The organism is Bradyrhizobium sp. SMVTL-02, from assembly GCF_051853005.1.
Taxonomy (GTDB): Bacteria; Pseudomonadota; Alphaproteobacteria; order Rhizobiales; family Xanthobacteraceae; genus Bradyrhizobium.
The window spans coordinates 1,398,780-1,413,613 of record NZ_CP182469.1; the positions used below are offsets into that span (position 1 = coordinate 1,398,780).

Below are 14,834 nucleotides of genomic sequence, written 5' to 3' on the forward strand. Positions count from 1 at the left end.
GCGCGCCAGTGTGTTCGTGAGGTGATATGAGATCTGAGCTTCTTTTTTGGGGGACCGCAATAGCTGCGCTCGTTGCAAATGGGGTCGTCAATTCCGCAGATTTGAGGCCGGCAGTAAAAGTCCCGCCTGCAGTATGGAGCTGGACCGGAGGATATTTTGGTGGGCACGTCGGCGGGGGTTACGGCCGGACATCTTTTAGTGATCCCTACGGTCCCTCGATCTATGGCGACGTGGTCGATACCCCAGTATTCCTGGCAGGAGCGCAGATCGGCTACAATTGGCAGAGGGATCGCTGGGTTTTTGGCCTTGAACTGAATGCCAGCGGCGCCATCTCGGACGGCGCAAATACCTGTCTTGCTGCCTCCGGTGTTATCGTGAGCGCAAACTGCAACGCAGGTCCGGACGTCTTTGTCACCGGGACCGGCCGGCTGGGTTATACGTTTGGCCCGCAGGGTCACACGCTTGCCTATCTCAAAGCAGGTGTGGCCTGGCAACACAACCGCGGCGATATAGCCAACGGTAACGAATTTTATAGCGCGACGTACCCGTATGGACGGGCGCCACAGAATGCAACCCATTTCGACTATAACCGTATTGGGGGTATCATCGGCGCAGGTGTCGAGCACGCGCTCACGCCCGCATGGTCGGTCAATATCGGATATGATTACCTGAGGTTCGGCGGACCAAGTGTGGCAACCCCTCCGACGCTACAATATCCGCCCTTTGCAACGGTCCCAGCTAGCGCCACTAACCTGTCCAGCGGCTATCACATCGGCAAGGTCGCTCTGAACTACCATTTTGGCGCCGACCCTCGGGCGCCGCGATCGTCCGATACGCCGCTCTACGCGATAGAGCCGACCTTTGGCGCGCCCGAGATTCCCTTCACGGCAGGCTGGTCGCTAGAAAGCGGCACACGGCTCTGGCTGAGCCGGGGAAGATTTCAATGGGATAGTGGTTCGCCCGATTTTTTGGTGTCGAGGCTGACCTATCACAAGCTGGATGGGATTTCCGGTGAGTTGTTCGAACGACTTGACAGCCCCTGGGGCATCTTCCTGAAGGGAAATATCGGTTTGGGGCGCTTTAGTAGCGGGAATATGAATGATGAGGATTGGGGTTTAGGCGGCGACTCCGGCAATCCCATGGCCTACACCAACACGATATCGGGTCAGGCGAACGGAAGGTTCATGTACTACACGGCCGATGCCGGCTATGATTTTCTGCGGAGCAGCACGTACAAGATCGGTGGATTCGCCGGCTGGACCTATTACGGCCAAAAGTCTGACTCGACGGGATGCGTTCGGATCGCTTCGCTTCAATGTCTCGCGGCGGGCGACAAAAGAACGATGGGCAGCCAAGACACCAACTGGAATGCAGTGCGTATCGGCCTCAGCGCTGAGACCATGTTCCTCGATCGTTGGCGCGTGAGCGCCGATGTCGCTTACCTGCCCTGGACGGATTTCCAGGGGCGCGACAACCATCTGCTGCGAGACTTCACGACATTCGACGATCATCGCGGGAGCGGCGGCCATGGGGTACAAATAGAAGGCATCTTATCGTACTTCATCACGAGCAATTTCAGCGTCGGCGTCGGCGGCCGTTACTGGGCGATGTGGAGTCCGAGAGATAGTGAGCGATTCGCCACCGAAGCCGAGCAGGCGCGTAGCTTTCCTGTGACCTATGGGCCTTTTCCGGCAAGCTTTCACATGGAACGATGGGGCACGTTCTTGCAGGCTTCCTATAAGTTTCACTGAAACCATTCGCTAGTTTCTCTAAGCTTCGAGCCGACTGTACGGCGACCATGAAGAAAGCTCATGTTCCGTAGTTCGGGTCAGTGGGAGGTCGCAAGCTGCAAGCTTTTGGGTCATTCAAACTCGAAAGCTTGCCTCGACCTTCGATGCAAGACTGGACGCTGCGGGCGGCCAGAACTATGTGCTTTGGCCATCATATCTGCCCTTGCGCTCCGCTTCATCCTCAATGCATGTCGTTTATAAGCCGGCCTTATAAGATGCCGCGCGACTATGTCAGAGGTAGCAACCGCAGTGTCGCGCGTCGCTTGCTCCGTTACGCCCCTCGAGGTGGTCCAGATCGTTCTGCACTTACGCTACGGCCACCATTTCTACGCTTGTGCAAGTCTAATGTTGCGGATCTAGGCAGGCAGGGCTGATCAATGCTTGTCATGTCTTCGACCAAGGTCCTTTGGGGCCAAATCACGCTTGTCCTTGCCATCGTGCTCATGACCACCTGGGCAGCGACGGAGTGGGTTGCCTGGAAACTCGGATTTCAGGCGCAGCTCGGACACCCCTGGTTTGAGCTCGGGCGTGGGAAGCCCGTCTACCTGCCGCCCGCGTTTTTCTGGTGGTGGTACGCCTACGACGCCTATGCGCCAACGATATTCGCTGTGGGAGCCTGTATCGCGGCATCGGGTGGCATCATTTCGATCATAGTTGCCTTTGCCATGTCGGTCTGGCGAGCCCAAGAGGCGAAGACCGCCGCAACCTACGGCTCTGCGCGTTGGGCGCTTGCTTCCGAACTTCGATCAGCAGAGCTTACCGGGCCGGATGGCGTCATCCTCGGGCGGTTTGATCACAACTATCTCAGGCACAATGGGCCCGAGCATGTACTCTGCTTTGCGCCGACGCGGTCGGGTAAGGGTGTCGGCCTCGTCGTTCCCACCCTTCTGACCTGGCCGGGTAGTTGCGTTGTCCACGACATCAAAGGCGAGAACTGGACTCTGACTTCCGGTTTTCGCTCTGCGCATGGACGGGTGCTGCTATTCGACCCGACGAACCGGAACTCGGCGGCTTACAACCCACTGCTCGAGGTCCGTCGCGGAGAATGGGAGGTTCGGGATGTCCAGAACATCGCGGATGTCCTGGTGGACCCGGAAGGAGCACTCGAACGACGCAGTCACTGGGAAAAGACAAGCCACTCGCTGCTGGTCGGCGGCATCCTGCACGTGCTTTACGCCGAGCCGGACAAGACATTGGCGGGCGTCGCCAACTTCCTTTCGGACCCCAAGCGTCCCATCGAGGCGACGCTTCGCGCGATGATGACGACGGCGCACCTCGGCGATGCCGGTCCGCATCCCGTCATTGCGTCCGCAGCGCGCGAGCTCCTGAACAAGAGCGAAAATGAGCGCTCCGGCGTGCTGTCGACCGCGATGTCTTTCCTCGGGCTGTACCGCGATCCTGTGGTGGCGCGGGTCACGCGTTGCAGTGATTGGCGTATTTGCGATCTCGTGGAGGCGAAGCGACCGACAACGCTCTATCTGGTCGTGCCGCCCTCGGATATCAGCCGGACCAAGCCGCTTGTGCGGTTGATCCTCAACCAGATCGGACGGCGGCTCACAGAAGATCTCCACGCCGAGGCACGCCGACATCGTGTGCTTCTGATGCTTGACGAGTTCCCTGCTTTGGGCCGGCTCGACTTCTTCGAATCGGCGTTAGCATTCATGGCGGGTTATGGCCTGAAGAGCTTCTTGATCGCGCAATCCCTAAATCAGGTCGAAAAGGCCTACGGACCAAATAATTCCATTCTCGATAATTGCCATGTCCGCGTCGCATTCGCGACGAATGACGAGCGAACCGCAAGACGGGTCTCGGAGGCCCTCGGAATGGCAACCGAACTGCGCGCCATGAAAAATTATGCTGGTCACAGGTTGAGCCCTTGGCTGGGGCACCTGATGGTGTCCAGGCAAGAAACGGCGCGACCTCTCCTAACACCCGGCGAAGTCATGCAGTTGCCGTCGGACGATGAACTCGTATTGGTCTCGGGCTGCCCGCCAATCCGAGCCAAGAAGGCACGCTATTACGAAGATCCACGACTGCGTGAACGGGTACTCCCTCCAGCTCGGCCCGCTAACAGTGAAGATGACATGAAATCGCCTCACGATGATTGGAGCAAGCTGCCTTTGCCTGTCGCCTCGCCGGCCAAACAGGAGCGGTCCTCAGGCCACCAGCCCACGACATCAAGCAGTGATCCCGCTAATGGCGGCATTAGGCGGGAACCGGAACTCGGTCAGCACGAAGAGGTGGAGATGGACCGTAGCACGGAAAGGGCGGAGTTCGAGTTTGCCGATGAAGAAGGTGACGATGAGGTCCAGCGCGCCGGCGTTCTTCGCAAACAGGCTTCTGGTCTTGCGCGTCAAGCCGCAATGGATCCCGGTGACGGTCTCGATCTCTGAGCTGAGCGCATGCGCACCAAGCATACGTTTCGTCTGCCGCCGGACCTCGCTGTTCAGCTTGCTGACTATGCCAGCCGCAAGCGGGTGGCTCAGGCGCTCGTTGTGGAGACGGCGCTATCGACGTTCCTATCGCCGGACAATTCGGAGCGAATGGAGGCAGCGCTTAGCCGGCGTTTGGACCGCCTGACCCGCCAGCTCGAGCGGCTTGAACGCCACGTCACGATTTCGAACGAAGCGCTAGCCCTGTTCGTCCGGTTTTGGCTAACGGCGACTCCGCCTTTGCCTGACACGGCGCAACCAGCAGCCCAGGCGAAAGGACGCGAGCGCTATGATTCATTTGTTGAAGCATTGGGCCGACGCCTGGCAAAGGGACAGAGTTTGGCGAAGGAGGTTAGCTTGGACGTCGAGCCACGCGAAGAAGGGCCGGAGAAGTCCGATCCCGCGTAAGTTCGGGGTCCTTTCTTTCCTTTCTAGAGCATGATGGGCGAAAAGTGTGAAGCGGTTTTCCCTCGCGACAAACGCGGACGGCGTTTGCGCGGAGATCATGCTCAAACAACAACCTAAAGCGCGATGACGATCCCTATTAATCTCATCGCGCTGTAGTCTGCGCAAATCCTGTGATCGAAGGCTCTCCTGCTCGTTTGAGCAGCATCAAACTTTCGCTTCCTAAGCACTCGCCGTGCGTCTCGGCCGCCGTGCACCGAAATGCCTGGTCAGCATGCGTTCCACCCACGCGACGAGACATCGAAGGAGCTTGAATCGGTCCTTGCGTCAAGTTGTACAGATTTGCGGAAGGCATGTCCGCGAAAGCACGGCAAATGAACCTACCGTTTCGCATTATTGTACTATGTTCTACTTTCGGTTTGCTCGGGCTGACTGAAGTTGCGCCCGCGGACTCAGTGCGGCGCTACGACTGCACCATAGACGGAACCGATCGAGAGCCGGTAGGTGATCGGAATGGGCACGTCATTGTCAGCCTCCAATACACCTGCCGCGTCGCAGATGGGCTGTTGAGGGACGCTGGCATCACGGCGATATCGGTCAGCGAGTGGGACAGTGAGAAGGGCACGTACTTGGCCTCTCTCGATGTCCACCGCTCGCTCGGAGGATATGCGGTTGGTCAGCTCTTGGAGGGGGAGGGCTCCTCGGTCATGGAAGACAACAGGGCCGCCGGCATCGCAGCTTCCGGTAAGACGGTGTTTAAGTTCGCATCCGGCTCTTTGGCGGCTCTGTCGGGAAAGACAGTGAAATTCACGACTAAGCCCGTCGGTTCTCGCCGATTTGAGATGGAGTTCACAGGTTGGCCAGAGGATGCTCAACGGAAATAACTCTCCTTTATTAGCCAACTCCTATGGTGGATCGGTACCAGGTCACTTCCGCCGACAATCTGACCGTTCTCGAGAGTATTGCCCGTAGCTCGAGGCCCCCGAGCGCGTTGACTTCATACACAGTCGCCGCTCAATCCCTGGTATCACAGATGCAAGCTGTGAGTGCGGCGCAGGGGCGATAGCGAGATCCACAGCACGGACGCGACCCCGAGCACGCTGCTGGCCAAGAGCGCAGTGCGCAGTCCAGATCCGGCGCCGACGGCACCCCCAAGTAGCGCGCCTAGCGGCGCAAGTCCCCACACCAGGCTCCGAATGCTCGCGTTGACGCGGCCCAGCACCCGAGGCGGGGCCAACGCGTATCGGACGGAGACCTGGTGCACGTTGTAGATCTCCTGACCAAACGATAGCACGAACTGGGACAGCGCCACGCAAACGACTGCCGCCGACCGCGGCTCTGTGAATAGCGCTGCCAGAGTCATGCCTGCGGCGCTAAGCGCCAAGGTGCCCATCAACACTGGCCCGAGGCCAATGGCGCGACCGGCCCAGGCTGCGGTGAGCGCGCCCACGATGCCACCCATTGCGCCGATGCTGAGAACCAAGCCCGTCGTCCAGCCGTCCAGACCAATATGTTGGGTCAGGTAAAGCAGAAAAACCGCCGAGTAAGCGTTGTAGCAGAAGATGAAGCTGCCGGTCGCCAACGTAACTGCCCGCAGGATCGGGTTGCCAAATACAGTCGTCAGTCCTTCCGCGATCTGACCGACGACTGAACTCGATCCAGTTGCGAGCCGTTCGGCCGCCCGTGCCGGCAGCAGCGGCAACAAGACAGCGGCCACTACGAAGGAGGCCGAGTCGGCGAGAATCGCGGTTGGGGCGGAGAACGCGCTGACCAGCCAGCCTGCCAGGAACGGACCGACGGTCACCACGCAAGATCTGCTGAGTTGCCAGGAACTCTGCGCTCTGACTATTCGAGCCCGATCCACGACCGTCGGTACGCACGCCAAATAGGCCACGTCGGCGATCACCGCAGCCGTCCCGACCAGCGTGGTTGCCATATACAGTTGGACCATTCCGAGCTCGCCAAGGCTGGCGAGCAGCGGAATCGTTGCGAGCGTTACTGCCATCACTAAATTGGCAGTCAACAGGATGCATCGGTGTGGGAGGCGATCCACGATCACCCCGGCAAGCAGGCCAATGACGAGGTACGGCGCCCGGCCGCAGGCGAGCAGCAACCCGGTCTGCGCTGGACCTGCTCCCAGCAGAGTGATCGCCGTCAGCGGCAGCGCCAGCACCGTCACTTCGGATCCCAATTCCGACACCGTACGCCCGACGAGCAGCGCTAAGTAGCCGCGCGGCAATCCACGAGGCGGGGTGGAGATATCGGTAGGATTCATGCGTCAATGGCCCAGCTCGCGGCCGACAGATAGCCCAACCGCGCCATTTCGCCGCCGGCGATCCGCTCGAATTCCGCGACTTCCGTGAGCGTCAGATCCTGCCTGAAGCGGCCAAGGCGGCCGGCATGCAGCGGTTTGCCCGCGGACTTCGCTGCCGGGTGGTCGTGCGGCTGTTCGAACAGTGCGTGCTCATGTTCGGCATGCCGCAGCACGGCTTCGTCCCAGGGTAGCTGCAGGTGATCCAAAATCTGCATAAGGCTGGGACGGGGGTGAGTGACCAGATCCTCATATCGCACCTCAAGATAGCGCTCCGGTGGCGCGAGGAGATGCGGCCGAGACACGACTTCAAGCCAGCCTTGCGCAGCGTCTGCCACGGTCGGGTAACCCCAGTCGGGCACCGTTTTCAAATGCGAGGCGGCAAGGTCGCGACCATCCCGCACAATGTGGACGAAATGCGCATGCGGCCACAGCTGCGCGAAGACGTCGATTTGGGTGATCTTGCGTTGCAGCTTCAGTCCCCAGCGCGTTGCCCCTGTTTGTGCCTTTCGGAACTCACCGATCTCATTGATCAGCCTGCACCTGTCGGCGAATGAAACGATGTCGCCCGCTGTCTCGTCCATCACCTTGGTGATGAGCTTGCGCACGTCATCGAAGGTCAGGCCGAACCGCTGGCATTGCACGACGAAGTGCGCGCCATCATACCAGAACGGGTCGATCAAGCTTTTGGTCTTGCCCGTGACACGGGCATCATTCGCTTCGAGAAGATCAGTCGCCTCCAGAATGTGCGAGCCGAGGTTCAACGGTTCCAGGAAGTCGATCTCCGGTCCCACCACCAGATCGGCATGAGAGTCCAGTACGACGCTCAGCAATGTGGTACCCGATCGGTTTTCGCCGCCGAGCAGAACCGGCGAGGTAGAGAACGCGTCGGCCTCGGCCATGGGAGTGTCCCCCGTTCGACTGCTCGCGTTCATGGGTGGCTCGGCGCGGTGAACCAACGCCGAACGGTATCCGGCGTGGCAACGAAGTGATCAGCCGCAAACCGCACCACAGCGGCCATCGGATCCGGATCGTCACCAGTGCTCTCTGCCCGCCTCTTGGCGGCCAGCAGGGCGTGACCGGCGGCTTCAATCGCGGCCCTCACGTCGGCATCCGACAACGCCGCGGACGGCATGAACCTTCCACCGTACTGCATGAGGAAGCCGCGGGACCACATCTCCTCAAAGAAGGCGCGACCAAGATCGGCTTTGGCAAACACGACGTCGAACATGGTTGGCCACGCGAACGCAGAGAGCGCACGAGGGCATTATCAAAACGATCTTGGACTGTCTTCAATGAAGCGCCGGCAGGAAGCACCTGGCCCGCCTCGAGGACGAGCACCCGGAATCCATTTCGGGCGATTTCGTGGGCAACTATCGAGCCACCGGCACCGCTGCCGACTACACACACGTCAACGGCGTTGGACGTCATTGTCCCACCTGTGACAAGAAGCATCGGCCATCCATCGTAGGATGTCCATCATTTGGGTGGTCGAGACGGCTGTGAAATGCCACCCAGCGTGAACGTACGCCCGGTCAGACGTCGCGACCTATCTTGAGACTCGTACAATATGACGTTCCGTACGATTCAAGCCCTTTGCGCGCGATCGCATGAATATGTTCAAGAACCTCTGAAGCGGCGAGCGGATGAACATTGAGAGACCAGTATCTCGGAAGCACTTGGCGCGTGGTGTGCTAATGAGCACCGGCAGCTCCGGCGCGCTTCGACCCTCATCATCTCACTCTCATCGAATGGAAGCTCAAAACAGTAGTGTAGGGGGCAACACTTCAAAAAGGGTTGCAATGCGCTCACCATGAGTGATGCCGGGTTGGTTTCGGATCGCCCCCGATTCCAGCTCATGCAAAAAAGTGGGCTGGGCCTCAGCGCGACGCGTCTACTCGCAACGGGGATGACCGTTGGCGCTGCATATTGCGATGCCATCCTAGCACTGCAGTGTGCCTTTTCTGCCCTTGTATGGCTTTGGCGAGCCGACTTTCGGACAATTGCCATAGATCAGCTACAGGCAGCGGTGGGTCGTCTTCTCCTGCGGTGCCGTTGGAGATTAAAGCAAAGCACGCTGGCTCTGCTGTGGCCTCGCAAGTATGGTGAGAGCAGGTCAGGTCGACAACCTGCGACACTGGGCTCCGATTAGCTAGAGCCCATCTAATTCCGCGTCAGCATAGGGGGCGATCGTGCCGCAAACCACCCGTTCAGATCGGGGACGTCCAAGAGGCTGAAAGCTTCAGTGCAAATCGCTGGACATAGAATGTTTTACTCAGCGTATGTACGTCCGTGAGCATGCCAAAGCGATAGTCGTCGGTTATTGTGCAAAAAGACGTGAGTTCTTGCAGACATTGATGTTCGCAATCACCAATTCAGTGGTCGATTGCCTGATGAACTTGCGACACAGCGGTTGGTATGCGCCGAGCCGGGCAAGGAACTGCGGGGCCAGCTCAGCAGAATACAGCCAATGATCCGTACCTAGCTTCGCGCAGGTTCCTACACATCAGCATGTAGCTGCTTCCGATCCGGCACATTCACACATTCGGCAAAGCAGAAAGCCCTCTTTTCCCGCCATGCGATCGGTAATTTCGCAAAACGTTGGCCCTTCGAAGAGATCTTGATATTCGTCACGAAGAAGATTGCCTAAAACGTGGCGTCGCTCAAAATCCATGCAGCATAGGGTGACGTCGCCGTTCGGGAGAAGAAGATTGCGATGGTGTCGTTCGTCAGCACATGTCACTGCTCCGGCGATTGGCTGCCCTACTTCAACGATGTCAGGATCGACTTCTGGAGCCCTGATGCGGTGGGGGCGTGAGCGAATCAGCGCTTTTTCAGGGATTATCTCGACGAGATCAGGGTGGACTTCGCCCACGACCATGAATAGCACCGATGAAATGTCGGCGTTGACGAGTTGACGCACTAAATCGATATACTTACCCCTGACGAGGCGACTGTTCATGTGGGTGCCGTCATCGAAAACATGGACTAAGAAAACCCGGAAAGTTAGAGCTTGCAGCCGTTGTAGATCTCGCTCGTTCATTCCTACAAGTGTCGTCGATATCCGGATGCCATGGCCCGATGCGTAGGCATGCTCAACCATATCGGTGCAAGCTGGATTGAGCCACGGTTCCGAGTAGCCAGCAAAGCTGATGTCGACAGTTGCCGGTACGTGCGCCAAACATCTCTTGAAATCGTCGAGATGAAGATGCTTTGCACGGGATGCAGATCGTTGCCGAATGGCAAACCTGTCCTGCGGACAATAAGAACATCCTATGACGCAGCCCGTGGTCGTCGTGACTTCCAGGACCCTGCCGTCGGGGATCGCAGAATGAGAATCCTCTATGTTCATTGAATCTTTCACCTTCCGCCCCTCGGTGTCCAAAATAGGAGATCTCGATAGACGCCGCGCGATTTGCGCCGCTCATGCGGGTCACTCACGCATTATCGCGAATTAATGGGGCATAAGCGCGACGCTCTGGAGCGCATTTTGCGGAAGAGATTTACTCGCCGCGACTCTCCTTCCGCCGCCCTGATCGAAATCAAAGCAGAGCTGTGTGGGTGCCGAAAAATTGATCTAGCTCGCCTCAAACGCAAGATTCCTCACCCGACCGCTCACCAATGGATGATGTTGGCCATTAATGTATCGACTGCAATATCATTGACCTGCCGTAGCGGCGACTATCGATCAATCGACAGGACCATAGAAATGTTTCGCCCCTTGCGGAACGTAGGGCCAAGCTAAGCGAGCAAATCTTGCAATCTGACCCAGCGTACGATTTAAACTTTCTTGAACGATCACGTGCAATCGCGCTCCGGGAGAGCGATTGTTTAGCCGCCGAAGCTATACTGGTGGGCGAGGCGATCGGCATTGGCCGCGCGCAATTCCGGTGAGGACGTCCGGATTCCGGAAGAAAATCGACACAAAGAGGGCGGCAGCTCGCTGTCGTGCTGGCAAGTGGGCTTATTCAGCACCCGCCGGCTCACTCCCGCGATACGGGGCGTCGGCCTGGCTTATCTCGATCGTTTTTCGACCATCGTAACGTCGCTCCCGGATCGGCGAAGGGACTATTACAGAATTCATTTGGACCGGGCTTTTGCTCGCTAGCAGGGTCGGGACTTGTGCCGGCGAGTCGCCGCACATTGGTTGCGAATGCCGGGTATTGCTCTGATTTCCAAAAGGCCACGCGTGAGGGGATCCAAGACCGACAGCCGGCGCGAAGCGGTCTTCGACAAACGAACCGGTAAGCGCTTGGTACAGCTTGCTGCCGCCGGCGCGGCGGTCAGAGCAGTATCTGCTGGTCTCGAGGGGCCTAGTGAGTTCTCCGTCTGATCACTTCCAAGTGATGATTCCTCGTGCGGCGAGGCAATTTAGCACCTTGTCAGCCAAATATTCTGGCCGCTCGCCTGATGTCTTCAAATGGATTTCCGGCGTGCTTGGCGCTTCGTACGGTGCATCGATCCCGGTAAAGTTCTTGATCTGGCCTGACTTTGTCTTGGAATAGAGACCCTTTGGATCGCGTCGGATACATTCCTCTATGGGTGTATCCACAAATACCTCGACGAATTCGAGGTTCCCGACCAGATTGCGCACCATGTTCCGGTCAGCCTTGTAGGGAGAAATGAACGAGCAGATGACGATCAGGCCACTTTCGAGCATCAATCGTGCCACCTCGCCAGCACGCCGAATGTTCTCAGCGCGATTTTCCTCAGTGAACTCGAGATCACGGTTGAGGCCCTGACGGAGGTTGTCGCCATCCAGCAGCATCGTGTGATGCGACATTGCGAACAGCTTCTGGTCAACGATATTGGCAATCGTCGACTTGCCGGAGCCGGAAAGGCCGGTGAACCAGATGACGCACGGCTTCTGATGCTTGAGCGCGGAACGCTCCTGCTTCCCAATCGACAGTGGTTGCGGGGCGATGTTGGTCGTACGCCTGCGCGAGAATTCGATCATCCCCGCGCCAACAGTGCGGTTGGTATAGAGGTCGATTACGATGAAGGATCCCGTCCGCCGGTTGATACGGTAGGGATCAAAGATTGCAGGCAGGACAGTGGCCAGATTGCAGAAGCCGATCTCATTAAGACCCAACGTGGTCGCCGCGACCTGCTTGCGTGTGTTGACATCGATCTTGTATTTGATGCAGCTAATGCTGCCCGAAGCGATCGATTGCGTGCCAATCCGGAATGCATAGGAACGACCCGGCATCATTGGTTCCTGGTCCATCCAGATCAGATGAGCAGCAAACTGATGGGCGATTTCAGGCGGCCGCGTGGAGCTTGCCAGGATATCGCCGCGGCTGACGTCGATCTCATCTTCGAGACTAATCGTCACGGCTTCGCCCGCTCCGGCGACTGCAAGATCACCATCATAGGTCACAATCCGCTTTACGCGCGAGCTGAGACCTGAGACAGCGACGATGATTTCATCACCAACCGCGATGGTTCCGGAGGCGATCGTGCCCGCGTACCCTCGGAAATCCAGATTTGGCCGGTTCACCCACTGTACCGGAAAGCGGAAAGGAAGATCTGTCGTCTCCGAGTCTATGTCGACAGTCTCAAGGTAATCAAGCAGGGGCGGGCCACGATACCAATCGGTGTTGCGGGATCGCTTAGTGATGTTGTCACCGTACCTGGCGGAGATTGGAAACGGTGTGATTGACGTAAAACCGAGCTCCGAAGCAAAGGCGACATAGTCGTTCACGATGCCGTCGAAGATATCTTTTCGGTAGTCAACGAGATCAATCTTGTTCACGGCGAGCACGACGTGCCCGATACCCAAGAGCGAGCAGATGAAGGAGTGGCGCTTAGTTTGCGGAAGGACCCCTTTGCGCGCATCGATCAAGATGATGGCGAGCTGCGCGTTGGAGGCGCCGGTCGCCATATTGCGCGTATATTGTTCGTGGCCTGGTGTATCGGCGACCACGAATGATCGGCGGGGCGTGGTGAAGAACCGATGGGCGACATCAATGGTGATGCCTTGTTGGCGCTCAGCCTCGAGACCGTCGACCAGCAGGGCAAAGTCGATGTCGCCGCCCGTTGTACCGTGCTTGGCGCTGTCCCGCGCAAGCGCATGCAGCTGGTCCTCATAGATCATCTTGCAGTCGTGCAGGATTCTGCCAATCAGCGTCGATTTTCCGTCGTCGACCGAGCCACAGGTGATGAAGCGCAATTGATCCTTGCTGTCGGCCTCGCCGACGCAAGGCGTGGCTTCCATATCCATCAAAAGTATCCCTCTCGCTTCTTCTTCTCCATTGAAGCTGCCTCATCCGTGTCGATAAGGCGCCCCTGGCGCTCCGAAACTTTCGCAACCTGCATTTCGGCGACAATGTCCTCGATTGTAGTGGCCTCCGATTCGATCGCGCCGCTCAGGGGGTAGCACCCGAGCGTACGAAAGCGGATTCTCCGCATCTGCGGGCTCTCGTTTGGCAAGAGCGGGAGCCGCTCGTCATCCATCATGATCAGGGTGCCGTTCCGATCCACGACGGGTCGCCATTGCGCAAAGTAGAGAGGCACGACGGGAATCTTTTCGAACATGATGTACTCCCAGATGTCGAGCTCCGTCCAATTCGACATCGCGAACACCCTCATGGTTTCGCCTTGGCGAATGCGGGTGTTGAACAGGTTCCAAAGTTCGGGCCGCTGATTACGTGGATCCCAGACGTGTCCTGCCGAGCGGAACGAAAATATCCGCTCCTTCGCGCGGCTTTTCTCCTCGTCCCGCCGCGCGCCGGCGAATGCCGCATCGAATCCGTGCAGGTCAAGCGCCTGCTTGAGCGCGTCGGTCTTCATAACCTGCGTATGCAGCGTGGAGCCGGAATCGATGGGATTGATGCCGCGCGCGATGCCGTCCTTATTCACGTGGACGATCAGATCGACCCCGATGCGTTTTGCCGTCTCGTCGCGAAATGTGATCATCTCGCGGAATTTCCAGGTCGTATCGATATGCATCAGCGGGAAAGGCAGCTTTGCCGGATAGAACGCCTTCATCGCAAGGTGCAGCATGACGCTGGAATCCTTGCCGATGGAATAGAGCATCACCGGCTTTTTGAATGCGGCCACAACTTCCCGCATGATTTCGATCGACTCGGCCTCGAGACGACGCAAATGGCGGGGCAGCGTATGCGGTTCGGATCTGATCATGACCTTCGCGTCCATATTGAACATCCTTGGGATGTAGCCCGGCGACGAAGTGTCCGTGCCGGTACTTAGGCGTATCCTCTGAGCTTTGCCTATGAGATCGGTGATCCCTCAGCCTTGGTGTGAGCAGGATGGCATGCTCCGCGGTATCTGCCTCCATGGTTGATCCAGGGCGGATAGAGGTCGGCGACAACATCGGCAAGGGCACAGAAATTGTGGGGACGAGCCCACGGGCTGTAGATCGGTGACTGACTGACGATCGCGCGATTTCTTGGTTGCGGCCTCGACATCACACTGGCTAACGGTGGCGCTAAGCCGCTGCGTGCGGGCGGGAGCCGCGGCAGCGCGATCCGTCCATCTTGCTGAAGGGAGGGCATGATCATCTACACGCTTTCAAGCTTGCAAGCGTCCCTGCCACCAATCAAGGGCTGATGCGGAGCCGGCAAATAACTCGCCTATAACCGGATTGCCACGTCCATAATGACGTACTCTTCCTAGGTTTCCCGATAGAAAACCTACCTTATTGCTCAATAGCTGGCGCTTTTCCTATCCGCGAGCACGTGAATTGCGGAAATCGATTTTTTGGATGGGGTACATTCACATCGTTGATGGTGAGGATGCGCTCCCGATGTCCCGGCCTCGATTTCCTGCTCGCACGCGACAGTATAATGGCCTGCGCTGATTAGGTGATTTGCATCCGCAGCACGTTCCTACAAGTCTCACTCGGAGGGCAGGCGTCTACGGCTTGAACGTCAT

At 58.1% G+C, this 14,834-nt stretch carries 10 protein-coding genes and 1 pseudogene; 4 read left to right on the forward strand and 7 right to left on the reverse strand.

All coding sequences use genetic code 11. The features are described 5' to 3' along the window. Positions 1-101: 101 nt before the first annotated feature. The 4 genes from ACNJYB_RS06695 (at position 102) to ACNJYB_RS06710 (ending at position 5,511) form a co-directional block, all read left to right on the forward strand. Entirely contained in the window at positions 102-1,751 is a 1,650-nt protein-coding gene (locus ACNJYB_RS06695) for an outer membrane beta-barrel protein (protein ID WP_439375480.1), read from the forward strand. 425 nt (positions 1,752-2,176) lie between these two features. Beyond that, complete coding sequence (locus ACNJYB_RS06700) at positions 2,177-4,183, forward strand: conjugal transfer protein TraG (RefSeq protein WP_439373247.1); 2,007 nt, start codon at positions 2,177-2,179, stop codon at positions 4,181-4,183. Between the two features lie 9 nt (positions 4,184-4,192). Next, positions 4,193-4,630, forward strand: coding sequence for a CopG family transcriptional regulator (locus ACNJYB_RS06705; RefSeq protein WP_439373248.1), 438 nt, complete (start codon positions 4,193-4,195; stop codon positions 4,628-4,630). Positions 4,631-5,082: 452 nt separating this feature from the next. Then, complete coding sequence (locus tag ACNJYB_RS06710) at positions 5,083-5,511, forward strand: hypothetical protein (RefSeq protein ID WP_439373249.1); 429 nt, start codon at positions 5,083-5,085, stop codon at positions 5,509-5,511. Between the two features lie 143 nt (positions 5,512-5,654). Here ACNJYB_RS06710 and ACNJYB_RS06715 read toward each other — a convergent pair whose 3' ends face one another. The 7 genes and pseudogenes from ACNJYB_RS06715 to cysD form a co-directional block, all read right to left on the reverse strand. Continuing rightward, on the reverse strand, positions 5,655-6,902 hold the full coding sequence (locus tag ACNJYB_RS06715) for an MFS transporter (RefSeq protein WP_439373250.1): 1,248 nt from the start codon (positions 6,900-6,902) through the stop codon (positions 5,655-5,657). After that, positions 6,899-7,840 carry a sulfotransferase family protein gene (locus ACNJYB_RS06720; protein ID WP_439373251.1) on the reverse strand — a complete coding sequence of 314 codons (942 nt, stop codon included), beginning with the start codon at positions 7,838-7,840 and terminating at the stop codon, positions 6,899-6,901. The genes ACNJYB_RS06715 and ACNJYB_RS06720 overlap by 4 nt, the downstream gene beginning before the upstream one ends. Positions 7,841-7,869: 29 nt before the next feature. Beyond that, positions 7,870-8,169, reverse strand: a complete 300-nt coding sequence (locus ACNJYB_RS06725) for a hypothetical protein (RefSeq protein WP_439375815.1) — start codon at positions 8,167-8,169, stop codon at positions 7,870-7,872. A gap of 122 nt (positions 8,170-8,291) precedes the next feature. After that, positions 8,292-8,393, reverse strand: a pseudogene (locus ACNJYB_RS06730) (hypothetical protein); the annotation flags it as partial. 1,051 nt (positions 8,394-9,444) lie between these two features. Then, a complete protein-coding gene (locus tag ACNJYB_RS06735) occupies positions 9,445-10,290 on the reverse strand; it encodes an SPASM domain-containing protein (protein WP_439373252.1) in 846 nt (281 codons plus the stop codon). A gap of 981 nt (positions 10,291-11,271) precedes the next feature. Further along, positions 11,272-13,155, reverse strand: a complete 1,884-nt coding sequence (cysN, locus tag ACNJYB_RS06740) for a sulfate adenylyltransferase subunit CysN (RefSeq protein WP_439375481.1) — start codon at positions 13,153-13,155, stop codon at positions 11,272-11,274. A 5-nt stretch (positions 13,156-13,160) separates the two neighbouring features. Next, positions 13,161-14,105 (reverse strand): sulfate adenylyltransferase subunit CysD, encoded by a 945-nt coding sequence (cysD, locus tag ACNJYB_RS06745; protein ID WP_439373253.1) that lies wholly within the window; start codon positions 14,103-14,105, stop codon positions 13,161-13,163. Positions 14,106-14,834: the final 729 nt, after the last annotated feature.